20 protein-coding genes, 2 pseudogenes and 1 other annotated feature are annotated in these 22,234 nt (G+C 52.1%); all 22 genes and pseudogenes read left to right on the top strand.

What is annotated here, in order from left to right; all coding sequences use genetic code 11:
- Positions 1–106 precede the first annotated feature (106 nt).
- The 22 genes and pseudogenes from FED52_RS11575 to FED52_RS11475 all read left to right on the top strand — a co-directional run bounded on the left by FED52_RS11575 (position 107) and on the right by FED52_RS11475 (position 22,229).
- Positions 107–1,012 carry a carbohydrate ABC transporter permease gene (locus FED52_RS11575; RefSeq protein WP_034781156.1) on the top strand — a complete coding sequence of 302 codons (906 nt, stop codon included), beginning with the start codon at positions 107–109 and terminating at the stop codon, positions 1,010–1,012.
- A 77-nt stretch (positions 1,013–1,089) separates the two neighbouring features.
- Positions 1,090–1,914, top strand: coding sequence for a carbohydrate ABC transporter permease (locus FED52_RS11570; RefSeq protein WP_138860340.1), 825 nt, complete (start codon positions 1,090–1,092; stop codon positions 1,912–1,914).
- 106 nt (positions 1,915–2,020) lie between these two features.
- Positions 2,021–2,262 (top strand) — a binding site (T-box leader).
- A 66-nt stretch (positions 2,263–2,328) separates the two neighbouring features.
- Positions 2,329–3,312 carry an aspartate--ammonia ligase gene (gene asnA, locus FED52_RS11565; protein WP_138859955.1) on the top strand — a complete coding sequence of 328 codons (984 nt, stop codon included), beginning with the start codon at positions 2,329–2,331 and terminating at the stop codon, positions 3,310–3,312.
- A 182-nt stretch (positions 3,313–3,494) separates the two neighbouring features.
- Positions 3,495–4,790, top strand: a complete 1,296-nt coding sequence (locus FED52_RS11560) for an ABC transporter substrate-binding protein (RefSeq protein WP_138859954.1) — start codon at positions 3,495–3,497, stop codon at positions 4,788–4,790.
- Positions 4,791–4,937: 147 nt separating this feature from the next.
- Positions 4,938–5,378: pseudogene (locus FED52_RS14070) on the top strand (right-handed parallel beta-helix repeat-containing protein); the annotation flags it as partial.
- A 24-nt stretch (positions 5,379–5,402) separates the two neighbouring features.
- Positions 5,403–6,121: pseudogene (locus FED52_RS13900) on the top strand (ABC transporter ATP-binding protein).
- 63 nt (positions 6,122–6,184) lie between these two features.
- A complete protein-coding gene (locus FED52_RS11550; RefSeq protein ID WP_034781148.1) occupies positions 6,185–7,645 on the top strand; it encodes an MDR family MFS transporter in 1,461 nt (486 codons plus the stop codon).
- 35 nt (positions 7,646–7,680) lie between these two features.
- A complete protein-coding gene (locus tag FED52_RS11545; protein WP_240731263.1) occupies positions 7,681–8,790 on the top strand; it encodes a PQQ-dependent sugar dehydrogenase in 1,110 nt (369 codons plus the stop codon).
- A 99-nt stretch (positions 8,791–8,889) separates the two neighbouring features.
- Positions 8,890–10,089, top strand: a complete 1,200-nt coding sequence (locus FED52_RS11540; protein ID WP_167491839.1) for a M48 family metallopeptidase — start codon at positions 8,890–8,892, stop codon at positions 10,087–10,089.
- Between the two features lie 107 nt (positions 10,090–10,196).
- Positions 10,197–11,945 carry a sensor histidine kinase gene (locus FED52_RS11535; protein ID WP_138859951.1) on the top strand — a complete coding sequence of 583 codons (1,749 nt, stop codon included), beginning with the start codon at positions 10,197–10,199 and terminating at the stop codon, positions 11,943–11,945.
- A complete protein-coding gene (locus FED52_RS11530; RefSeq protein WP_138859950.1) occupies positions 11,942–12,649 on the top strand; it encodes a response regulator transcription factor in 708 nt (235 codons plus the stop codon). The genes FED52_RS11535 and FED52_RS11530 overlap by 4 nt, the downstream gene beginning before the upstream one ends.
- 15 nt (positions 12,650–12,664) lie before the next feature.
- Positions 12,665–13,378 (top strand): purine-nucleoside phosphorylase, encoded by a 714-nt coding sequence (gene deoD, locus FED52_RS11525; protein WP_034781140.1) that lies wholly within the window; start codon positions 12,665–12,667, stop codon positions 13,376–13,378.
- 141 nt (positions 13,379–13,519) lie between these two features.
- The gene (locus FED52_RS11520; RefSeq protein WP_138859949.1) at positions 13,520–14,677 is read left to right on the top strand and encodes an MFS transporter; all 1,158 of its coding nucleotides are present in this window, start codon (positions 13,520–13,522) and stop codon (positions 14,675–14,677) included.
- 99 nt (positions 14,678–14,776) lie between these two features.
- Positions 14,777–16,162 (top strand): aldehyde dehydrogenase, encoded by a 1,386-nt coding sequence (locus FED52_RS11515; protein WP_138859948.1) that lies wholly within the window; start codon positions 14,777–14,779, stop codon positions 16,160–16,162.
- A 173-nt stretch (positions 16,163–16,335) separates the two neighbouring features.
- A complete protein-coding gene (locus tag FED52_RS11510) occupies positions 16,336–17,046 on the top strand; it encodes a Crp/Fnr family transcriptional regulator (protein WP_138859947.1) in 711 nt (236 codons plus the stop codon).
- A 244-nt stretch (positions 17,047–17,290) separates the two neighbouring features.
- On the top strand, positions 17,291–17,410 hold the full coding sequence (locus FED52_RS11505) for a cytochrome c oxidase subunit 2A (protein WP_232819585.1): 120 nt from the start codon (positions 17,291–17,293) through the stop codon (positions 17,408–17,410).
- A gap of 22 nt (positions 17,411–17,432) precedes the next feature.
- Entirely contained in the window at positions 17,433–17,903 is a 471-nt protein-coding gene (locus tag FED52_RS11500) for a cytochrome c oxidase subunit II (protein WP_034781134.1), read from the top strand.
- Entirely contained in the window at positions 17,904–19,589 is a 1,686-nt protein-coding gene (locus tag FED52_RS11495; RefSeq protein WP_034781132.1) for a b(o/a)3-type cytochrome-c oxidase subunit 1, read from the top strand. It abuts the gene before it with no gap.
- A gap of 57 nt (positions 19,590–19,646) precedes the next feature.
- Positions 19,647–20,252, top strand: coding sequence for a kinase (locus tag FED52_RS11490; RefSeq protein ID WP_138859946.1), 606 nt, complete (start codon positions 19,647–19,649; stop codon positions 20,250–20,252).
- A gap of 123 nt (positions 20,253–20,375) precedes the next feature.
- A complete protein-coding gene (locus FED52_RS11485) occupies positions 20,376–20,768 on the top strand; it encodes a GntR family transcriptional regulator (protein WP_138859945.1) in 393 nt (130 codons plus the stop codon).
- Entirely contained in the window at positions 20,746–21,426 is a 681-nt protein-coding gene (locus tag FED52_RS11480) for an ATP-binding cassette domain-containing protein (protein ID WP_138859944.1), read from the top strand. Before FED52_RS11485 ends, FED52_RS11480 begins: the two co-directional genes overlap by 23 nt.
- Positions 21,423–22,229, top strand: a complete 807-nt coding sequence (locus FED52_RS11475; RefSeq protein ID WP_138859943.1) for a hypothetical protein — start codon at positions 21,423–21,425, stop codon at positions 22,227–22,229. Before FED52_RS11480 ends, FED52_RS11475 begins: the two co-directional genes overlap by 4 nt.
- Positions 22,230–22,234: the final 5 nt, after the last annotated feature.

Here is a 22,234-nt window from a genome sequence, read left to right as displayed (position 1 = left end):
TTCGTAGAATTCACCCATTGAGTGCAATATATTCCACCCTTTCCGTCAAATGTATCCGTTTTCATTTTTGGTCCAGGAAGGTAAGTTGATAGTGGAGGCGATGAACATGACAGAAACACCGAAACGAATCAAACGGAGACGAAATTGGAAGAAGCCGGCGAGTTTTATCGCATTCGTTGGTCCGGCCTTTTTGGCATTTGTGGCAATCGTGCTTATTCCATTTTTCAACGGGATTTATTACAGTTTCACAGATTGGAACGGTGTGACGGGGCAATTGAATATGGTCGGACTGGACAACTACCATCGGATTTTATTTGAAGATGAACAGTTCCGCGCATCGTTCTGGATCACAACGAAATATACGCTCGTGGCCGTGGTGCTGACGAATATCGTCGGCTTCCTATTGGCTTTACTATTGACGATGAATATTAAGACGCGCAATATTCTGCGCACCGTCTTTTTCATGCCAAACTTGATTGGCGGGCTTATTCTCGGGTTCATTTGGCAGTTTATCTATGTGAAGGGCTTTGAATCAATCGGTGCATTGACCGGGTGGAGTCTGTTCGAACTGCCGTGGCTAGGTGACGCTCAGACGGCGTTCTGGGGCATCGTCATCGTCGCCATTTGGCAAGGTGGGGGCTATGTCATGGTCATTTACATTGCGGCGCTCCAAAATGTGCCGACAGATTTACTTGAAGCGGCTAAAATCGACGGGGCAAACCGGTTGAAGATGCTTCGTCATATCACCCTCCCCATGATCATGCCGTCGATCACGATTTGTCTGTTCTTGACCATCTCATGGTCGTTCAAAGTATTCGATACGAACTTATCACTGACGAACGGCGGGCCGTTCAAATCGACGGAGATGCTCGCTTTGAACATCTATACCGAATCGTTTGTGAATAATAACTACGGACTCGGCTCGGCGAAAGCAGTCATCTTCTTCCTCGTCGTCGCGGCGATTACCGTCACGCAAGTGTACTTGACGAAAAAGCGGGAGGTGGAGGCATGACGACGGAAAAAATTGAACGCATCGAAGCGAATATCGATCAGGCACCACGACAATTGTTGCCACAAAAGCCGTTGCGGATGGGCGGATATACGGCGGGGCTCGGTCTCGTCGAGTTGGTGGCGATTTTACTCGGGCTCTTGTACCTCGTCCCGTTCTATTACGTCATCGTCAACTCGTTCAAATCGATCGCCGAGATTTACACGAATACGTCTGCCTTGCCGAACGTTTGGCTCGCCTCGAACTATTCAGAGGCATGGGAGGCGATGAACTACGGACGCGTCTTCTTGAACTCGCTCCTCATCACGGCCGGCGCGAACCTACTGATCGTGTTGTTCACATCGATGGCGGCTTGGAAGCTCGTCCGGACGAAACATTGGATTTCGACGGTCATCTTCTTCTTGTTCGTCGCGGCGATGGTCATCCCGTTCCAGTCAATCATGATTCCGCTCGTGAAAGTATCGAGCGTACTCGGGTTGTTAAACAGCCATTGGGGACTGATGGTCATGTATCTCGGGTTTGGGTCAGGCATCTCCGTGTTCTTATATCACGGGTTTATGAAGTCGATTCCGGAAGAAATCGAAGAAGCAGCCATCATTGACGGTTGCTCGACGTGGGGCGTCTTTTGGCGCATCGTGTTCCCGCTTTTAAAACCGATCACGGTGACAATCGTCATCTTGAACAGCCTTTGGATTTGGAACGACTTTCTGTTACCTTCACTTGTCCTCCGAGACATCGAACTGCGGACGATTCCGCTCGCGACGTTCTATTTCTTCGGACAATATACAAAACAATGGGATTTGGCACTCGCAGGTTTAGTCCTTGGGATCGTTCCGCTCCTCGTCTTTTTCTTCGGTATGCAAAAGCATATTATCAAAGGGATTACGAGCGGCTCGATCAAATAACCCTTCCCAAGGGATCTCCCCCGTCCGCTACACGGGGGAGAATTTTTTTTGAAAAAAGCTGTTGACATTTGTCGGAATATTTATAATAATTGGGTCAATTCAATTGTGAACGACATTGAAAGGACGAGTACACAGAAGACGTAAGCAAAGCGATCCGGGGAAGGTGAGAGCCCGGACTGAAATCTCTGTCGAAGAACCTCCTGGAGTCGCTACCCGAACGCTTTGCAAGTAGACGTAGCCGGAATGTTCCCCGTTATCGGAACTACGAGATGTTCGTCTCGAAAAAGTGAGTAGATTCGTCTACTAATTTGGGTGGCACCGCGGAGCTTGAAGCCTTCCGTCCCATAGTCCATGGGATTGGAGGGCTTTTTTCTATTGCTCCGTCCCAAAATCCCACAATTGGAGGAAGAAAACATGACAACGACAGCAACAAGCAAGATGAAAGCGAAACAACAGGCGATTACAGTAGTGAAGGCGACATTCGAAGACAAGTTCAGCACGGCGCTTGGGTTGACACAAGTGCAGGCCCCGCTGTTCGTCACATCGGCGAGCGGTGTCAACGACCACTTGAACGGCGTCGAACGCATTATTCAGTTCGACACGCAGTATCCGGGACACGAACTTGAAATCGTTCAGTCGCTCGCGAAATGGAAACGAGAAGCGCTCGGCCGTTACGGATTCGAGGTCGGGGAAGGCTTGTACACCCAGATGCGCGCCATCCGTCGTGATGAAGAGCTCGACGCGACGCACTCGCTTCACGTCGACCAATGGGATTGGGAACGCGTCATCGCCCGGGAACACCGGACGACGGAGTACTTGAAGGCGACGGTCGAATCGATTTACGCGGCACTCCGCGAGACGGAACAGACGGTCGAATCGATGTACGGGATTGAGGCGATTTTGCCAGAGTCGATTCATTTCTTGACGAGCCAAGAACTCGAAGACCTTTACCCGACGCTCACACCAAAAGAACGTGAGCACGCGATTTGTAAAGCGTACGGTGCGGTCTTCCTCTCGCAAATCGGTGGTGCACTCGCCTCAGGCGATAAGCATGACGGTCGTGCGGCCGACTACGATGACTGGTCACTCAACGGCGACATCCTCGTCTGGCACCCGGAACTCGAATCGGCGTTCGAATTGTCGTCGATGGGGATCCGTGTCGACGAGACGGTACTCGCTGAGCAGTTGGCTACTGCCGGTGCCGAAGAGAAACGGAAGTACCCGTTCCACCAAGCCGTCCTCGAAGGACGCCTCCCGCTTACCATCGGAGGGGGCATCGGGCAATCCCGTGTCGCCATGTACTTGCTTCGTGCCCGCCATATCGGCGAAGTCCAATCTTCGGTTTGGCCGAGTGAGATGATCACCGCGTGTGAAGAAGCCGGAATCAGCCTGTTGTAATTATATAGAAGAAACTAAAACCAGGACTTTCTTTTTCAATAAGAAAGTCCTGGTTTTCTGTGCAACATTTTCCACCCTACACGTCAATTTTGACACCTACATAATGGAAGCGTTTTCATCTAAAGTTAGGGTGTACCGATTGGAATCATAATTGTCGACTCTATACTTAGGGAGGAAGCGAAATGAAACGTAAATGGAGATTATCGACCGCCGTGATGACGGCTGGGATGGTATTGACTCTTGCGGCCTGTGGCGGCGGGTCGCTTACGGAAGATGAAGGATCGAACGATGCGAACGCGGATAGCGGGGACAAACAAGACGTCACGTTGAACGTCTTCCAGTTCAAGGCGGAAATCGCCAAAGACCTCGAGGCGATGGCGAAAGAATACGAAGAAGAGACGGGCGTCAAAGTGACCGTCCAAACGGTCGGAGGCGGAGCCGACTATGGGGCAGCGCTCAAGTCCCAGTTCGCGTCAGGCAATGAACCGGACATCTTCAATAACGGTGGCTTCACCGAAGCACAAACGTGGAAAGACAAGTTGGAAGACTTGTCGGACGAGAAATGGGTCGGTGACTTGACCGAAGTGGCCAAAGAACCGATGACGATGGACGACAAACTGTACGGGATGCCGATGAACTTGGAAGGATACGGCTTCATCTACAACAAGGAGCTGTTCGAGAAGGCGGGCATCAGTGAGTTGCCGAAGACGTTGTCTGAGTTGACGGATGCGGCTGAGAAGTTGGATAAAGCAGGCATCACGCCGTTCTCGGTCGGTTATGCCGAATTCTGGATTCTCGGAATTCACTTGCTCAACATTCCGATGGCGCAACAAGACGACCCGGATGCGTTCATCCAGGCACTGAACGAGAATAAAGAAAAATTTGAGGGCAATGAGCAGTTCCAACAATTCTTGAAACTGTTTGACCTCACCATCAAATACGGCAATAAGAACCCGCTCACGACGGACTATAACACGCAAGTCACACAGTTCGCTCAAGGTGAGACGGCAATACTTCAGCAAGGGAACTGGGCGCAACAGATGATTCTCGACGTGAATCCGGACATCGAGATGGGCTTCGTGCCAATTCCGATCAATGATGACAAAGAAAAGATGGACCGCCTCCCGGTCGGTGTCCCGAACAACTGGGTCGTCAACAAAAACTCCGAGTATAAGGAAGAAGCGAAGGATTTCCTCGAATGGATGGCGACGTCCGATACGGGTAAAGACTACATGGTCAACAAGTTCAAATTTATCCCGGCGTTCAAATCGATTGAAGCGAACGACCTTGGACCACTTGCGGACGATATCTTGGCCTATTCGAACGAAGGCAAGACGATTTCGTGGAACTGGTTCAAGTATCCGGATGGTGCGGTCAACGAGTATGGCGCACTGATGCAAGCATACGTTGGCGGTCAAAAGACAGGCGACGAGATGCTTCAAGACTTCACGAAAGTATGGGCCGATAAGGCGAAATGATAGCAACACAAGCGGCGAAATGACCCCTTCGCCACTTGTGTTTTTTTTATGAAGAAACTGTCACATGAATCCCATAAAAATGACACACATACCCCCCTGGGTTTTCGTACAATATGTTCTGTAAGCGATTGATCAAGAGGAGGGGTTATGAAACGACTAAGCGGGTTACTCGCGTTATGGTTCTTCTCACCGATCACTGTTCAAGCGAACGAGGAACCGGTGTCGCTCGAAGAACCGATTGTGATTCAATCGAACGAAACGTTTAACGGTGAAGGAAAGCGGTTCAGTAGTTGTGAACATCCTGCGTTTCAACTCGAAGGGACCGGGGCCGTGCTCGAGAACGTCGAGATCGAACAGTGCGAACGGACGACCGTACCCGCGGTGCTCGTCGTGGGACTCGGCCATCAAGTCATCGACGTTACGATTGAGGCGACCGGGACCGGGATCGCCGTCGAGAACAGTTACGGGGTCAGGTTGATTCGACCGAACGTGACAGGGAAGGGTGAGGAGGAAGGAATCTCGATCGAGGATAGCGAGGCGACCGTCATCAAAGGAGCCATCGTCGACCACGTCCGTGACGGCATTTATATTGAAAACGGGACCGGACACGAGTTGACCCGGCCGCTCGTCACGAACTCACGATACGGCGAGTCATGGGCGCTCCATCCGCTTGACGGTGGGATTGACTCAGGCCAGGTCGTCGCTTTATGCGGCAGTAACGGGGCTGGGAAGTCGACGCTGTTGAATCTTATGAACGGCACGATTCCCCCAAGCGTCGGGAGCGTGTCCTTAAGGGTCGAACGATCGATGGCGGGAAGACGTACCATCGGACGTTTGGATACATGCCAGACGACTTTGCGTTCGATCCGTCTTGGACCGTCGGTGAGACGTACGCCTATTACACATTATGGCAAGGCGTGAAACCAGATTTAGCGCTGTTGGAGCGCGTCGGTCTCGATGGATTGAGAAACCGAGCCGTCGGGAAGTTGTCGAAAGGGATGCGTCAACGTCTCCTACTGGCGCAGGCGCTCGTGACGAAACCTGACATCTTGCTCCTCGATGAACCGACGAACGGACTCGATCCGACTTGGATGCGTCTGCTCGGTGGCTTGTTGCGGGAAGAAGCTGAGCGTGGTGCGACGATCGTCTGCTCGACACACCAGCTTGATGTGGCAGCGATGCTCGCTGATGAAGTATGGATGCTCAAGGACGGTCGGCTCGCAGGTCGCGTCCTCGTCACGGACGAAGCGGCGGCTTATGCTGAAATCAAACGTTTCTTTTTCGAATCGGAAGTTGAGGCTTGTCAAACCGGCGCGGCTCGCACAAAATAATAGACAGTTGAAGTGGTGTTCGGAACCTTCCGGCACCGCTATTTTATTGGGGAGATGAAACAAATGAGAAAGAATGTTACGGTCGCGCTGTTGTTGGCGACTTTTTTAGCGGCGATTGAAGGGACGGTCGTCTCCGTCGCAACGCCGGTCATCGCGAGCGAATTGAATGGGGCTGCCCTCGTGAGCTGGGTGTTTGCCGCCTTCTTGCTGTTCACGGCGGTATCGACACCAATCTATGGGAAGGTGGCCGATTTGTTCGGCCGAAAGCGTGTCCTGTTATTTGGAATCGGGCTGTTCACGCTCGCCTCACTTCTTTGCGGACTTGCCACATCGATGGAACAACTGATTGTCTTCCGGGCGCTTCAAGGGCTCGGCGCCGGTGCGGTATTACCGATCTCGATGACGATTATCGGCGATTTGTATAAATACGAAGAGCGCGGCAAGATTCAAGGGATTTTGAGCGCGGTGTGGGGCGTATCGGGCGTGCTCGGTCCGGTCATCGGCGGGTTCTTGGTCGAGACGTTGTCTTGGCGTTACGTCTTCTTATTGAACGTACCGTTCGCACTTTTATCGTTCATCATGATCGTCACGTTCTATAAAGAGACCGTGACCGAGACGACGGAACGGATTGACGTCAAAGGAGCGCTGTTGTTTGCGTTCGGTACGACGGCGTTCTTGTATGGGCTGATCACGTTCAGCGAAACGAACGTCTGGACGGCCTCGGTCGTCGCCAGTGCCGTCTTCAGCGTCATCTTGCTCACCAGTTTCTTCTTATCGGAACGACGGGCGAAGACACCGTTGTTGCCACTCGAATTATTGAAACAACCAATCATCGCGTCGATCAATGGGGCCGTCTTCTTCGCGGCGTGGGTCCTCGTGTCAATGTCGGCCTATATCCCGATTTGGGCACAGGCCGTCCTTGGGAAATCAGCGACCGAAGCCGGATTCATGCTCATGCCACTCTCGGTCGCTTGGACATTCACGTCGATTATCGGCGGCCGTACACTTGGAGCGGCCTCGCCACGGCGTCGGGCCGTGACAGGAATGAGTCTCTTGTTGATCGGGACAATCATCTTGACGCTGCTCACGCAATCAAGCCCAGATCTGTTCGTCTACCTCGCTGTCGCCATTATTGGCGTCGGGTTCGGCTTGTCACAGCCGATGTTCATCGTTGTCTTGCAGACCGTCGTATCTTACCGGCAACGCGGGACCGCGACGGCCGCGAACTCATTTTTGAGTACAGTCGGTCAGACGCTCGGTGTTGCCGTGTTTGGTGCAGTATTCAACTTTATCGTCCTCAGCGGTTTCCGTGACGAGGCGGGCTTGAGCGACGTATCACTCGAATCGTTCTTTAATCGAAGCGTCACCGAGACGTTAAACACGACGGTCCGGCTCCAAGGCGAGCAACTCATCGCCACCGGATTGAATACCGTCTTCATCGGAGCGGCACTTGCGGCGTTCATCGCGTTGTTGATCGCGCTCCGCTTACCAGCTAACCCACCCGAACCTTCACGCGACAACTAAAGACACGGTATGATGGTGAAAAGGAGGCGATCATGTTGAAACGATGGATCCTTGTGTTATCTCTTGCCGTATTAGCAGGTTGTGCATCGGAACCTGCTGACGCACCGGCGCCAAAAGAGACTCCGGGCGAAGAGTCGACCGAAGAAACACCTGCGGAAGATACACCAGGCGATGCACCAACATCGGAAGCAGACGATTCGCTGACATTCGGTGCGAGCGAGTCTGTCGTTAAGCAATTGGACGTACCGTGGTCGATGGTAAGGACCGACGAAGGATGGCTTATCTCGGAACGAGGTGGCACAATCGCCGTCATCGATGCGGACGGGAATCTCGATCGACAACCGGTCGTCCTCGAAGAAGATGTGCTCGAAATCGGCGAGGGTGGTTTACTCGGCCTGGCCTTGACGACAGATTTCACGACATCCCGACAAGTGTACGCCTATCATACGTACGGGACACCTGGGGACGTACGAAACCGGGTCGTCGAATTGACGTGGGACGGGGAGCGCTTTGAAGAGACGGCTGTCGTGCTCGATGACATCCCAGGCGCCCAGTTCCACAACGGCGGCCGCTTATTGCTCGATGGCGACGCACTTTGGGTCACCACGGGAGACGCCCTCGTTCCGGATCTCGCTCAAGATGAGACGTCGATTGCCGGAAAAGTGTTACGGGTGTCCTTATCCGGAACAGGCGAGCCGACCGATTGGATTTATTCGTCGGGCCACCGCAATCCCCAAGGTTTGACGAAAGTTGGCGACACGCTCTATGCGAGTGAACATGGGGCGTCCGGTCACGATGAAGTGAACATTCTCGAGCGGGGAAACAACTATGGCTGGCCGCTCATCGAGGCAGACCAGGAACAAGATGGTCTCGAGACACCATGGTTCGAAGTCGGGGAGACATCGTGGGCCCCTTCGGGAATCGCGGCGGACGACCGTTACGTATACATGGCGACGCTTCGGGGGAATCGCCTTGTTGCCATCGACCGAGAGACAAAAGAGGTCACCCCGCTCGTCGAGGACAAAGGGCGTATCCGTGATGTCTGGTTAGGAGACGGAGAGCTCTACTTCATCACGAACAATACGGATGGACGCGGAAATCCGAGCAATGAGGATGATCAGCTGTATCGCTTGACCCTCGAATAGAAACTGACACCCGTGTCAGTTTCTATTCTTTTTTTTTGTTGTCGATATCCAATTATCAGGTATAATGGACTTCATATGGAAAATGAAGGGGAATTTTACATGAAACAATCGCAATTGGTACATAAGAACGAAAAGCTGTATTTTGGACTGCTCGTCGCGGCCAGCGTGTTGACGGTGGTGTTAGGAATCGTCTTCACAATCGCCTCTCTCGGCATTTTCTTATGGATAATCGGAACGATTTTAGCACTGTCTCTATTCACGCACTGGCTTCAAATCGGATATATTCGCACGAACGGCGTCAAAGTGACAGAGCGTCAATTCGCCGACTTGCATCATACGTATCAGCGTGTCGGGCAAGAGATGGGGATTCGCCTACTCCCGGACGTCTACATTCTTCAAGCCGGGGGCGTCTTGAACGCTTTCGCGACACGTTTCTTCCAAAAGAACATGGTCATCTTGTATTCGGATATCGTCGAGTTGTCACGTGATGGGTACACGAAAGAAGTCGAGTTTGTCATTGCGCATGAACTGGCACACATTCGCCGTAATCACGTTCAAAAACAGTGGGCCATGATGCTCGGCGGCTGGATCCCGTTTTTAGGGTCTGCCTATTCGCGCGCCTGTGAATTTACGTGTGACCGCATGGCCGCCCATTACATTCAAGACCAAGCCGCATCGAAACGTGCCCTCACGATTCTTGCGATCGGTGGGAAGTTGGCAAAAGAAGTGAGCGAGTTTGACTACTTGTACGAAGCGAGCCGTGAGAACGGATTTATCGCCAAGTTGAGCGAGCTGTTATCGACGCATCCGCCGCTCCCGAAACGGATTGCGGCCATCGCGACGAACGCCGGTGAGACGAACGTTCCGGTCTTCAAGACGGCAGGGTATGTCAAAGGGTCGATTATCGGGACGATTGTATTGAGCGTCATTGTCAATGTGGCCATTGTCGCCTGGTTGTTCACGAGCGACGGATTGACTGGCTTCTCAGAAGGGTTCGGCTCGCTTGATGCCATGGCAGAAGAGCCGATTCAAGAACTTGCCTATAACGATGCATCGTACGAAGAGTTCGCGGCATTGCTGGCGGACGGTGCTGACGTCAACACGCAAGACCTGTATGGCGATACGCCGCTCCATAACTTGTTATACGGGGAAGGCGCGGACATCGACACGGTCGAGCTGTTGCTCGAGAGCGGTGCCGACGTGTCCCTTGAGAACGAGGACGGGATGACCCCGGCTGAACTCGTTGCCGACTCCGGTCAACCAACAGGAATCATCGAATTGATTCAATCGTACGAGTGAACAGAGAGGTTTATGGCCATGCGTGTGGCCATAAACCTTTTTAATAACAGCTGTTGCAAACGCTTGCATGGACCGTGATATAATGATAGCGAGGAGGCGATGCGCGGATGAGCATTCGGACGAAGCTGACGGGAATGATCGCCTTGACGATTATCGTTCCCGTCATTTTGGCGACGGTCATTTCTTTTTGGTACGTCAAAGATAGGGAGCGAGAGCGGGGGCTCCAGCTCACCGAATGGTCGCTTGAGCGTGGGACGCTGCAAATGGAGCGATATATCTCGGACTTGAGCCGCCTGCCGACAAGTCTATATGCGAACCGGGACGTGCTCGATATTCTCGAGTATGGGCCGGGGCTATCCCTTCAGCAGACCGAATTGGAAGTGAGACGGGCGCTCCTCGGAATGTACTTGTCCCGCGAGGATGTGGCCCAGATTCAACTGCTCATGCTCGAAGACATGGACTCGTTCGCCGCTTATAAAATGAAAGTGTCCCCGCGTTCGAAACAGCAACCGAGTGCGATTCAACAGCAGTTGTTGAAGGATGAAGAGAGTCGCGTCCTGCTCGAGGCCTCGCATCCGCTCGTGCCGTATCATGATTTCGGTCCGCTCGTCTCGGAAGAAGAGGTCGTCACGCTTCATTTTCGGCTCGATAAGATTGAGACGGACCAGCCGCTCGCGATTCTTTCCATTGATATCCCGGAAGACGTCTTCATCGGTCAGCTCGCCTCGTTACAGAACAACCCGACTGAGAGCCTCTGGTTCATCGGAGGCGGTAATCAAATGTTCGCGCAACTCGGTGACGGTGAAATCCCGCAAAACGTGTCGACGAACTCGTTGTCGAGCGATGGAAAGCATCACCGCATTGTCAAAGCGTTCGAGTTTGAGAACCAGACGTTTTACGTCGGGAAATCGATTCCAGATCGTCTGTTGACCGAACCGGCATCGCGGACATCGTTCATCATCTTCGTTGTTGGGATGGTGTCGCTCGTATTGGCGTTGATCGGTGCGACCTACGCTTCGATGCGCTTGACGACCCCGATCAAGACACTGACATCGAATATATGGCGCATCGAACAAGGGGATATGACGGTCTCGTTCGATTCCCTCGGAAATGATGAGTTCGGTGTGCTCGGACGGCAATTCAAACGGATGATCGAACGCATTGACGATTTGATTCAACGAGAATATCGTCTAGCGCTCGAAAATCGGACGAATGAACTGAGAGCGCTCCAAGCCCAGACGAACCCACATTTTTTATTCAACGCCTTGCAGTCGATTGGGACGCTCGCGTTGAAAGGGGACGGTAAGACGGTGTACCGTCTGATTACCCAACTCTCGTCGATGATGCGTTACACGATGCATCCGGACGAATCGATGGTGACGCTTAGGCGAGAAGTCGACCACCTCACGTCTTACATTCGGCTGCAGCAAGTCCGGTTCCCGGATCAATTCGAGATCAAGGTCGACGTTCCGGAGACGCTCCTCGATTTGACCGTGCCGAAGATGATTTTGCAGCCGCTCGCCGAGAACTTCTTTAAGCATGGATTTGAGCGCGACGGTGCGACAGCAGCGAACCACTTCTCGGTCCGGATTCACCAAGCAGGGCCAGATCTCGTGATTCGATGTGAGAATAGCGGACGTGATATCTCGGACGAAGAGCTAGCGTTGTTAAAAGAACGGATTGAGAAGTCGACCCAACCTTTGAATGGGGCAGAAGGCACCGGTTTAAAGAACATTCGGGATCGACTCATGTTAAACTATAATCGGGAGGCTCAGTTTATGTTGGCTACACCAGAGACAGGCGGATTTCGTATTGTCATGCGTTTCCCGGCCGTAAAGGAGGCGGATGCGTCATGACGAAAGTGTTGATCGTGGACGATGAGTCGCCGGTACGGGAAGCGGTGAAACTGCTCGGGGAGTGGGAACAGCTCGGCGTCACGAAAGTGATCGAGGCGCAGGACGGGGAAGAAGCGAAACGAATCATCGCCAAGGAACGGCCGGCACTGATTTTATCGGACCTGCAGATGCCTCGTTGTAACGGCATCGAGCTGATGGAATGGGTTCATAAGGAAGCTGAGGCGACCAAGCTAATCGTATTGACCGGTTATGACGAATATTCGTACATGCGGCGTGCGATTCAGCTCGGTAGTTTTGATTACTTGTTGAAGCCGATCGACCCGGACGTCTTGAATGAGACGCTTGCACGCGCTCTTGCTGACGTCACGCCTGATGAAGCGGATCCGATTCTACAGATTGGTGCGTTCATCGAGCGCCATTATGCGGAAGAACTCAGCTTACAAGGGATGAGCGAGCGCTTTTACTTGAGCCGCGAATACATATCGCGTCGCTTCAAACAACAGTACGGCGTCAACTTATCCGAATATTTGCTGTCGATCCGGATGCTCGAGGCGAAACGTCTCCTTGAGACGAGTGGACAACGTATTTATGAAGTCGCCCAAGCGGTCGGCTTTTCGGATGATAAATATTTCCGGAAAGTCTTTAAAAAACAGGTTGGCATCACGCCGAATGAATATCGGGAGCAGTGTCACCGACTATCTTGAAGGAGGAATTTAATCATGAGTGTACACATTGGGGCAGAACCAGGACAAATCGCAGAAACGGTATTGTTACCGGGAGATCCGCTTCGCGCGAAATATATCGCGGAAACGTTCCTTGAGGACGTCGAGTTATATAACGAGGTCCGCGGGATGTATGGCTTCACAGGAACATATAAAGGGAAACGCATTTCGGTTCAAGGGACAGGAATGGGCGTTCCATCGATGTCGATTTACGTGAACGAATTGATCATGTCATACGGCGCGAAAAACTTGATCCGTGTCGGTACGGCCGGTGGGATTCAAGAAGACGTTAAAGTACGTGACGTCGTCATCGCGATGAGCGCATCGAGTGAGATGGGTCAAAACCGTGTGCGCTTCAACGGGATGGACTATGCACCGACAGCGACGTTCGACCTCCTACATCGCGCTTATATGAACGCTGAAAAGGCCGGCATCCCGGTCAAAGTCGGTCAAATCTTCACAGCCGACCAATTCTATCAAGATGATTTCCACCATTTCAAGAAGTGGGCCGACTTCGGTTGCCTCGCCATCGAGATGGAGGCGGCAGGACTCTACACACTCGCTGCGAAACATAAAGTGAACGCGTTGACGATCCTTACGATCTCAGACCACTTGTTGACAGGAGAAGAGACGACATCCGAAGAACGTCAAACGACGTTTGACGAGATGATCCGTGTCGCACTCGATACAGCGGTCGAAGTCACGAACTGATGCAAATGCCCTACAAGCCACTGGTTTGTAGGGCATTTTTGTGTCCGTGCGCCTTCCCGTGTATACAAAGTGAAACCGGCAAGCTAGACTGAAGCTGAAACGAACAGTTCGAAAATCGGGCTGTACCAAGGAGTTGTGACTATGAACAAAGCATCTGCCTTTGTCATTTATAGTATCGTCTTTTTTGCTTTCTTTGATCTTTTTGCCCAGCTTCCAGTCATGAGCACGTTCGCGACATCGGTCGGTGCGACACCGTTCATCGCCGGACTCGTCATTGCCATTTATTCATTGTCGAACACGTTCGGCAACATTTTATCGGGAATCTGGACTGACCGGATCGGTCCGATCGTCATCTTATTCGTCGGTCTCGGGCTATCGAGCCTCAGTCTATTGTCATACCATCTCGTCGACACATCGACGACGCTTCTCATCGTCCGCGTCGTGCACGGGTTCGTCGCCGGCTTGATCGTACCGGCCGCGTTCACGTTGTCTGCCAATTTGACCGCAGCGAACCGTCAAGGGAAGAAAGTGGCATTGACCGGCAGTTTTGTCGGGTTGGCGGCCATCATCGGGCCGGCGTTCAGTGGGATCATGGCGAGTCGAACGACCGTCCCCGTCGTTTTCACATACGTCGCGTTTTATGGGGCGATGGTCGCATTACTCGCACTCGTCTTTTTACGTCCGTCGAAACTGTCGCTCGGAACATCGAGCCGTCAAGAGGAAGGGAAATCACGGCTTGAACGTGACGTCGTGAAGGCGTATATCGGTGCCTTCCTTTTAATGTTCTCGCAAGGTGCGATCGCGTTCTTGCTACCACTTTATGTACAGTCGCTCGGCTATGACTCCCGCTTGAGCGGGACACTGCTTAGTACGTTCGGAATCATGGCGGTGCTCGTATTTGTGTTACCGACGAACCGTTTGTTCGATCAAATCGAACCAGCGAAACTTGCGGCACTCGGTGTCGGCATTCTTGGTGTGAGCCAACTGTTGATTGGCCGTGCCGAGACATCTAGTCTCTTATACGGGGTGCTCGCCTTGTACGGTGTCGGTTTCGCGATCTTGTTCCCAGCCATCAACACGATGTTGATCAAAGCCACCAACCATGCCAACCGTGGCAAATCCTACGGATATTTTTATGCCTTCTTCTCGCTCGGGACGGTAACGGGCTCGGCTTTTTTAGGCTGGCTTTCCATCACGTTGACGCAAAAATTCACGGTGACCGGAGGCATCTTGCTCGCCGCCGGGTTGGTTCTCGTCATGATGCAACAAGCGAAAAAGCGGAACGTGCCCGTGAGATAAGGCAGACCGAGAGTGTGCAGAGCGAAGGTTCAAAATGGTCGATGGCCAAGAGAAAATGATAAGATGAAGCTAGCGCTATCATCTAAGGGAGGCAGATTTATGCTCGCACCAATCGAACAGTTGACCATCGAAGAGCTCATCCGTAAACAACGTCGTTTCTATCGGACCCAAGCGACCAAATCGCTCGCATTCCGTCTCAGTATGCTGACGTTTTTAAAAGAATCGATCAAACATCATGAGGCCGAAATTCTCCAAGCGTTGGAGCAGGATTTGAACAAATCGGAACTCGACGCGTTCACGACGGAAATTGGTTTCGTCTACGATGAGATTACACGGACGACTCGTGAGTTGAAACGTTGGATGCGCCCGAAGCGAGTCCGCGGTGCTTCGATTCATCTCGGGACGAAAAGTGAGGTCATGTATGAACCTTATGGCACGGTACTGATTATCGCTCCATGGAACTACCCGTTTCAATTGGCGATGGCACCGCTCATCGGAGCGATTGCCGCAGGGAACACGGCCGTCGTGAAGCCTTCGGAATTGACACCGAACGTCGCCCAAATAATCACAAAAGTGCTCGAACGGGCGTTCACTGACCGCTACGTCGTCAGCGTCGAAGGAGATAAAGACGTGGCGACGGAACTGCTCGCAAAGAAGTGGGACCATATCTTCTTCACTGGGTCGACACCGGTCGGAAAAATTGTCATGGAGGCGGCGGCGAAACATTTGACGCCGGTCACGCTTGAGCTCGGCGGGAAATCGCCGGCCATCGTCCATGACGATGCCAATATCGAGATTGCGGCGAAACGGATCGCTTGGGGCAAATGGATGAACGCCGGGCAAACGTGCGTCGCTCCAGACTATGTCCTCGTCCATGAATCGAAACGAGAGGTATTCCTCGAAGCCATTAAACGTGAAGCGTTCACGATGTTCGGGAATGGCGTCGGGACGAAGCGGTTCACACGAATCGTCAATGAGACACATTTCGACCGTTTGACCGGATATTTGACGGAAGGCGACGTATTTTTCGGAGGTCAGACCGACCGAGATCAATTGAAGATCGCTCCGACTGTATTGACGGACATCGAAGAAGACGCAAACGTTATGAAGGATGAGATTTTTGGGCCGATTCTACCGGTACTCACGTATCGTCAACTCGATGAAGTGATTGATTTCGTTGCAGCGCGCCCACACCCGCTCGCGCTCTATTTGTTCACTGAGACGAAAGAGGTGGAGCAGAAGGTGATGAAGTATCTCACGTTTGGCGGAGGTTGTGTCAATGATGTTCTTATGCATTTGACGAACCCGAACCTGCCGTTCGGTGGCGTCGGTGAGAGCGGAATGGGCTCGTATCATGGTCGCTACAGCTTTGAGACGTTCAGCCATGCCAAATCGATTTTACGCAATACGACGAAATTTGATTTGCCGGTTCGTTATCCGAACTTCAAAGGAGCCGAGAAGTTGATTCGACTCGTCTACCGATGATTGGATTAGACTGCAGAGAGCCTGCAGTCTTTTTTTTGTGAACGAAAAAATAAGAAGATTGTTTGAAATGTCACATACTTTTATGAAAATGCCCATTGCCCTCCTGTATAATAAAACCATATATCACGCACGAGGCCAGATTAGGCATGAGACCAGTGGAGGGAGCAGACAACATGACTATGAAATGTGGGACGACCCAACCGAACAGCTTCGTCTTCTCAGAAGAGACGAAACAGCTCTTATTCGAGATGATGACGTTTCAAGAATATTCAAAAGCGAGTATCGTTTGTTGGGAAGGCGAAAGATGCAGTAAGTTCTTTTATTTGAAGAGCGGTACCGTCAAATTCACGAAACTGACGAAAAAAGGGAGTTCGCTCATCATGTTCATATACGGCGCTGACGACTTCTTTGGAGAGTTCGACATCGACGAGGTATTCCCGAGCTCCTATAGTATCGAGACGACCGAGGACAGTGTCATCGGCTGGATTTCAAAACAAGAGATGGACGAGCTCGTGCGTCAAGACGCGCAGCTGGCTACGGAGGTATTGCGTTGGACTTCGATGATGCGTAAACAGTCCGAGATGAAGTTGCGTGACTTGTTGCTGTATGGGAAGCCAGGGGCGCTCGCCTCGACGTTGCTTCGCATGGCGGCAATGCACGGCGTAGAGGAGACAGAGGGGGTCACAGTTCCGAGACATCCGTCTGACGGCGAACTCGGACAATTGATCGGTGCACCTCGCGAAACGGTCAATCGAATGATGAACCAGTGGCGGAAAGAAGGCGTGTTAACGACGACTCCGACATCGATGGTGTTGCATGACATCGATTTCCTAAAAGAGCTATGTTACTGCGAAGGCTGTCCCGCCGGTATTTGTCGGCTTTGACTTGCCGTTCATAAGCATTGAAAAACGTGCGGCGTCACAACATGAGAACATGAACAGGTGATTGGACCGACTGATGTCGGAGCAATCGCCTTTTTGTATGCCTTTTTTCCAAATGTGAACTTTATGTGTGGAAACTACGCAAATTTGATGTGATTGTCACTTTTGAAGTGACAAATGTCACATATTAATCAGTGCCCCTTTTCATACAATGAAAGTGGAAATCAAAGGGAAAGGGGTCCTTCACGTGGAGAAAAACGATGGACAAGAACCGAACTTAAAAGGCACGTTCACATCGGTCATGATTGTCGCTGGCGTCATCATTGCCATGTGGTCGTCGGTCTTTTACTTATTTGTGACACGATAACGAGCAAGAGGAGGGAAGCACGATGCATATTCATAAACTTGAGAAGTATTGGTTAGTATTCGGCATTATTCTATTAGGCGTCTTTTTGACAGTGCTCGGTATCTCTGCGTTTGCGGCAGGGAATCAGCCGGCTTCGGACGCCGATTTGATCGACCCGGCAAAAGTGCATCAAACTGCACCGTTCGACAAACCAGGGCTTCATAAAATCGGTGACAACGAGTATGAGCTCGTCATGGTCGCCCAAGCGTTCACATTCACACCGGGCAATGTGGAAATCCCAAAAGGGGCGAAAGTCACGTTTCTCGTCACGTCACCGGACGTCGTCCACGGGTTCCAATTGACAGGGACACCGGTCAATATGATGGTCGTGCCAGGTCACATCAACTCGCTCACGTATACGTTCGAAGAAGCAGGCGAATTCTTGATTCTATGTAACGAATACTGTGGAACCGGACATCACATGATGTCGACAAAAATTAAGGTGGTGGACTAAATGAATGACGTAGCCTCAAAATTAAAACAGTGGGAAATGGAACGCGGCGTACCGGTACCAAGTATCGGTGTTAAAGAAGCGCGCCTCGCCTATGCCCATGTCGTCATTTCGGTCCTCGCCGTCTTAATCGGCGGTTTGGCAGGACTCATGCAGACGCTCATCCGAACGGGCGTCATCCCGGAAGTGTTCGGTTATTATCAACTCTTGACCGCGCACGGCATCATGCTCGGTCTCGTCTTCACGACAATGTTCATCATCGGTCTTCTTTACGCGCTCCTCGCTAAGTCGTTCGGACGTTTTGAGTCGTTCCCGACCCGGGTCGCGTGGCTCGGATTTTGGATGATCATCGCCGGTGCCGTGCTCGTCACGATCATGGTGCTCGCCAATAAAGCGACTGTGTTGTATACGTTTTACGCGCCACTCATGGCCGACCCGATCTTCTATATCGGCCTCGTCTTGTTCGTCGTCGGCACATGGTTGTCTGCGTTCGCCATGTTCCGGATGTATGCGGACTACAAACGGGAGAACCCAGGTATTCACCCGCCGCTTCCGGCGTATATGAGTGTCATGACGATGCTATTGTGGGTCATCGCGACGCTCGGTGTGGCCGGAACGATTCTGTTCCAGCTGCTGCCGCTCTCGCTCGGATGGAAAGATACGGTCGGGATTGAGTTATCACGGACGTTGTTCTGGTACTTCGGTCACCCCCTCGTCTATTTCTGGCTCATGCCGGCCTATATCGTCTGGTATACGGTCGTGCCGAAAGTCATCGGCGGGAAAATCTTCTCGGATGCGCTCGCCCGGATGGCGTTCCTATTGTTCCTCTTGTTCTCGTTCCCGGTCGGTTTCCACCACCAGTTGACAGAGCCGGGGATTGAGCCGTTCTGGAAGTTCGTTCAAGTCATCTTGACGTTCCTCGTCGTTATCCCGTCGTTTATGACGGCGTTCTCGCTGTTTGCGACGTTCGAGCTGCGTGGTCGCGCACTCGGTGCCCGCGGGTTATTCGGTTGGGTCAAGAAAATGCCATATGGGGATGTCCGTTTCCTCGCGCCGTTCGTCGGCATGTTGTTCTTCATTCCAGCCGGAGCCGGCGGGATCATCAACGCATCGCACCAATTGAACGCGATGGTCCACAACACACTTTGGGTCACAGGTCACTTCCATATCACAGTCGGGACGGCCGTCGCCTTGACGTTCTTCGGAACGGCATATTGGCTCGTACCGGTATTGCGCGGTCGTACACTCACGAAAAAAATGAACCGACTCGGATTGATTCAAACGGGAACGTGGGCGTTTGGGATGTCAATCATGTCTTACGCAATGCACATCTCAGGACTCCAAGGCAACCCGCGTCGGACCGGACCGGCAACGTACTTCTCGGATGCGCTTACGCGCGAATGGATTCCATACCACATCGCCATGGCGATTGGCGGGACGATCCTCTTGATCTCGGTCCTCATCTTCGTTTACTCAATGTTCAACTTGTCGTTCCTCGCGCCGAAAGGGGAGGAAGAATTCCCGCTCGCTGAGACGGAAGAGGCAGCGATGGAGACGCCTCGTTTCTTTGAAAACTGGAAACTATGGATCACCGTCACGTTCGTCTTGATTGCGTTCGCTTATACGGTCCCGATTTGGCACTTGATTGAGAGTGCGCCACCGGGAGCGAAAGGCTGGGTGCTCTGGTAAACTGAAGTCAGCCCTGTAGTTTAGGGCTGACTTTTTTTGTAGGAAGGGGATGAGGGGATGGACACTTTACGGGAAATCATTCGTCGAGAACACGCCAAGTATCCGCAAGGCCGGCCGTTCATCGTCGCCATCGACGGATTGAGCGGAGCTGGGAAGACGACGCTTGTTGATCAACTGCGCGGGACCTCACCGAAGGAAATGATGCTACATATCGATGATTTTATCGTCGAGCGGCATCGGCGTTACGGGACGGGACAATCGGAAGCGATGGAATATTATGCGCTCCAATGGGACGTCGACTTACTTGTCCAGACGTTGTTCGAACCGTTGCGGCAAGGGGAGACAACGCTGACGTTACCGTACTATGCGCGCGACCGGGACGAAATCGTCATGCGAACGATCGAGATTGCTCCGAACGCACTTGTCTTGATCGAAGGAATTTTCTTATTGCGGGACGAGTGGCGCCCTTATTTTGACTACGTCGTCTATCTCGACTGTCCGCGGGAGGTCCGGTATGAACGGGTCTTGAATCGGGATACGTATATCGGCGAGTTGTCGGAGCGGATTGCCAAGTACGAGCGCCGGTACTGGCCCGGAGAAGTGCATTATTTGAAGACGGTCAACCCGAAAGCCAAAGCCAATCACATCGTTCAATCCAGTTGACGCATCCATTTATAGGGGATGCGTTTTTGTTTTGGAAAAAACTGTTGACTCCGTTAGTGTACTATGGTGATAATACAGTTAGATAGTGTATTAGTCGCATCATACACTTAGAGAGGTGACAACATGATCATACAATTCAACACGAGAGCCCCGGTTTACATTCAAGTCGTCGATTACTTCAAAAAGAAGATGGCGCTTGGTGAACTGCAGGCGGGCGAAGAGATGCCGTCGCGACGCGAGCTCGCGACCGAACTGAAAATCAATCCGAACACCGTCCAAAAGGCGTTCAAGGAAATGGAGGAACAACAATTGATTACGACCGAACGGAACCGTCCGAGCCGCGTGACGACCGATGACCATGTATTGAAACGCATCCGGACGGAACTCGTCGATGAGGCGGTCGTCGTCTTCGTCGAATCGATTCAAGAACTCGACGTCACGATGGATGAGCTCGTCGATAAAATCAAACGGCAATACGGGGAGGGGAATCTCGATGATCGAAGTACTGGGAGTTAAGAAACGTTACCGCAAAAAACAAGTCATCGAAGACGTGTCGTTCACGGCCCAAAAAGGGGAAATCACGTGTCTGATCGGTTTGAACGGTACCGGGAAATCGACAATTTTAAAAGGTATCATGGGACTGACGCCGTTCGACCAAGGTACGGTGCTCGTCGACGGCAAACCGATCGATTTGAATCGCGTCGCGTTCGTGCCGGACCACTCGACGTTCCCGATCCACTTCACGATTGAGCAGTGCGAGGTATTCATGCGCGACTTTTATCCGACGTTCGACCCGAAATTGTTCGCCCGTCTCGTCGACGAGTTCAAGCTGTTTCCGGAAGACAAGTTGAACGAGTTATCGAAAGGGACGCTCGCGAAAGTGAATTTGACGCTCGGCATTGCCCAAGACCCGGATTATATATTGCTCGACGAACCGTTCTCGGGCATCGACGTGTTCTCGAAAGAACAGATCGTCGAGTTGTTCTCGAGTGACATCATGCAAGACCGCGGCGTCTTGATTACGACGCACGAGATTGACGATATCGAATATTTGGTCGACAAGGCCGTCATGTTGAATCGCGGGCGGATCGTCCGCGAGTTCGACGTCGAGGACGTCCGCTTCATTCATGGGAAGTCGATTGTCGATGTCATGAGAGAGGAGTACGGCGCATGAATCTATTGAAACTACTCGGATGGGAAGTCGAGCGGATGACGAAACCGTATCTCATCTTGATCACGCTACTCGTCGTCACCCAGTTTGCCTGGCTCGGTTTCTTCCTGTGGAGCGAGACGAACATGTATGAAGAGATGCGTCGTACCGGAACGCCGGATTATGTCATGGCGTTCGGAAATTATATCGGCGGGACGCCTTTCATCTTGTCGATCGGCGTGGCCGTCGCCGCGATGTTGCTCTATAGTTTTTGGATTTGGTACCGCGACTTCCAAGGAAGCGGGACGTTCATGATGCGCCTATTGCTCATGCCGCAACAACGGATGCTCGTCTTCGGAGCGAAGCTCGCGACGATGATGTTGATGGTGCTCGGCCTCTTATCGGTCCAATGGATTGCGCTCAAACTTCAATACATAGCGTTCACCGGCTGGTTCGATTCCCAGATGGTTCCCGTGAGCGGTACGTTCGAACAGGCGATTCGCTTCGATGGGGCGCTCTCCGTCATGTATCCCGCCTCATTCGTCAATTTTCTAATTCATCAAGTGCTGATTGTGCTCGTCATCTTGTTCATCTTTGCGTTCGTGTTGATAGAACGGAGTCTATGGCAACGGACGTTATGGGCGCCGATCCTTGCGCTCGTCATGCTCGGGACGCTGCTTCTCGTTCCTATGTTGGCATTCTATTTTCTAGAAAACCGGTTGTTCATGGACGAGTTGATGCTTGTGATCGGCATCGGGTTAGTGGCATGGATGATAGCGACGATATGGATTGGTCGTCGCTATTTGACGAAGAAACTAAGTGTGTGAGGTGG

This window comes from Exiguobacterium mexicanum (assembly GCF_005960665.1).
Lineage (GTDB): Bacteria > Bacillota > Bacilli > Exiguobacteriales > Exiguobacteriaceae > Exiguobacterium > Exiguobacterium mexicanum_A.
Note: the sequence above shows the minus strand (reverse complement) of the source record. Positions and strands in the feature narration are given on the sequence as shown.

What these genes read in the sequence shown, in the direction of transcription:
- FED52_RS11575 (WP_034781156.1), top strand. Translation starts at nt 107, where the DNA reads ATGACAGAAACACCGAAACGAATCAAACGGAGACGAAATTGGAAGAAG.
- FED52_RS11570 (WP_138860340.1), top strand. Translation starts at nt 1,090, where the DNA reads ATGGGCGGATATACGGCGGGGCTCGGTCTCGTCGAGTTGGTGGCGATT.
- asnA (WP_138859955.1), top strand. Translation starts at nt 2,329, where the DNA reads ATGACAACGACAGCAACAAGCAAGATGAAAGCGAAACAACAGGCGATT.
- FED52_RS11560 (WP_138859954.1), top strand. Translation starts at nt 3,495, where the DNA reads ATGAAACGTAAATGGAGATTATCGACCGCCGTGATGACGGCTGGGATG.
- FED52_RS11550 (WP_034781148.1), top strand. Translation starts at nt 6,185, where the DNA reads ATGAGAAAGAATGTTACGGTCGCGCTGTTGTTGGCGACTTTTTTAGCG.
- FED52_RS11540 (WP_167491839.1), top strand. Translation starts at nt 8,890, where the DNA reads ATGAAACAATCGCAATTGGTACATAAGAACGAAAAGCTGTATTTTGGA.
- FED52_RS11535 (WP_138859951.1), top strand. Translation starts at nt 10,197, where the DNA reads ATGAGCATTCGGACGAAGCTGACGGGAATGATCGCCTTGACGATTATC.
- FED52_RS11530 (WP_138859950.1), top strand. Translation starts at nt 11,942, where the DNA reads ATGACGAAAGTGTTGATCGTGGACGATGAGTCGCCGGTACGGGAAGCG.
- deoD (WP_034781140.1), top strand. Translation starts at nt 12,665, where the DNA reads ATGAGTGTACACATTGGGGCAGAACCAGGACAAATCGCAGAAACGGTA.
- FED52_RS11520 (WP_138859949.1), top strand. Translation starts at nt 13,520, where the DNA reads ATGAACAAAGCATCTGCCTTTGTCATTTATAGTATCGTCTTTTTTGCT.
- FED52_RS11515 (WP_138859948.1), top strand. Translation starts at nt 14,777, where the DNA reads ATGCTCGCACCAATCGAACAGTTGACCATCGAAGAGCTCATCCGTAAA.
- FED52_RS11510 (WP_138859947.1), top strand. Translation starts at nt 16,336, where the DNA reads ATGACTATGAAATGTGGGACGACCCAACCGAACAGCTTCGTCTTCTCA.
- FED52_RS11500 (WP_034781134.1), top strand. Translation starts at nt 17,433, where the DNA reads ATGCATATTCATAAACTTGAGAAGTATTGGTTAGTATTCGGCATTATT.
- FED52_RS11495 (WP_034781132.1), top strand. Translation starts at nt 17,904, where the DNA reads ATGAATGACGTAGCCTCAAAATTAAAACAGTGGGAAATGGAACGCGGC.
- FED52_RS11490 (WP_138859946.1), top strand. Translation starts at nt 19,647, where the DNA reads ATGGACACTTTACGGGAAATCATTCGTCGAGAACACGCCAAGTATCCG.
- FED52_RS11485 (WP_138859945.1), top strand. Translation starts at nt 20,376, where the DNA reads ATGATCATACAATTCAACACGAGAGCCCCGGTTTACATTCAAGTCGTC.
- FED52_RS11480 (WP_138859944.1), top strand. Translation starts at nt 20,746, where the DNA reads ATGATCGAAGTACTGGGAGTTAAGAAACGTTACCGCAAAAAACAAGTC.
- FED52_RS11475 (WP_138859943.1), top strand. Translation starts at nt 21,423, where the DNA reads ATGAATCTATTGAAACTACTCGGATGGGAAGTCGAGCGGATGACGAAA.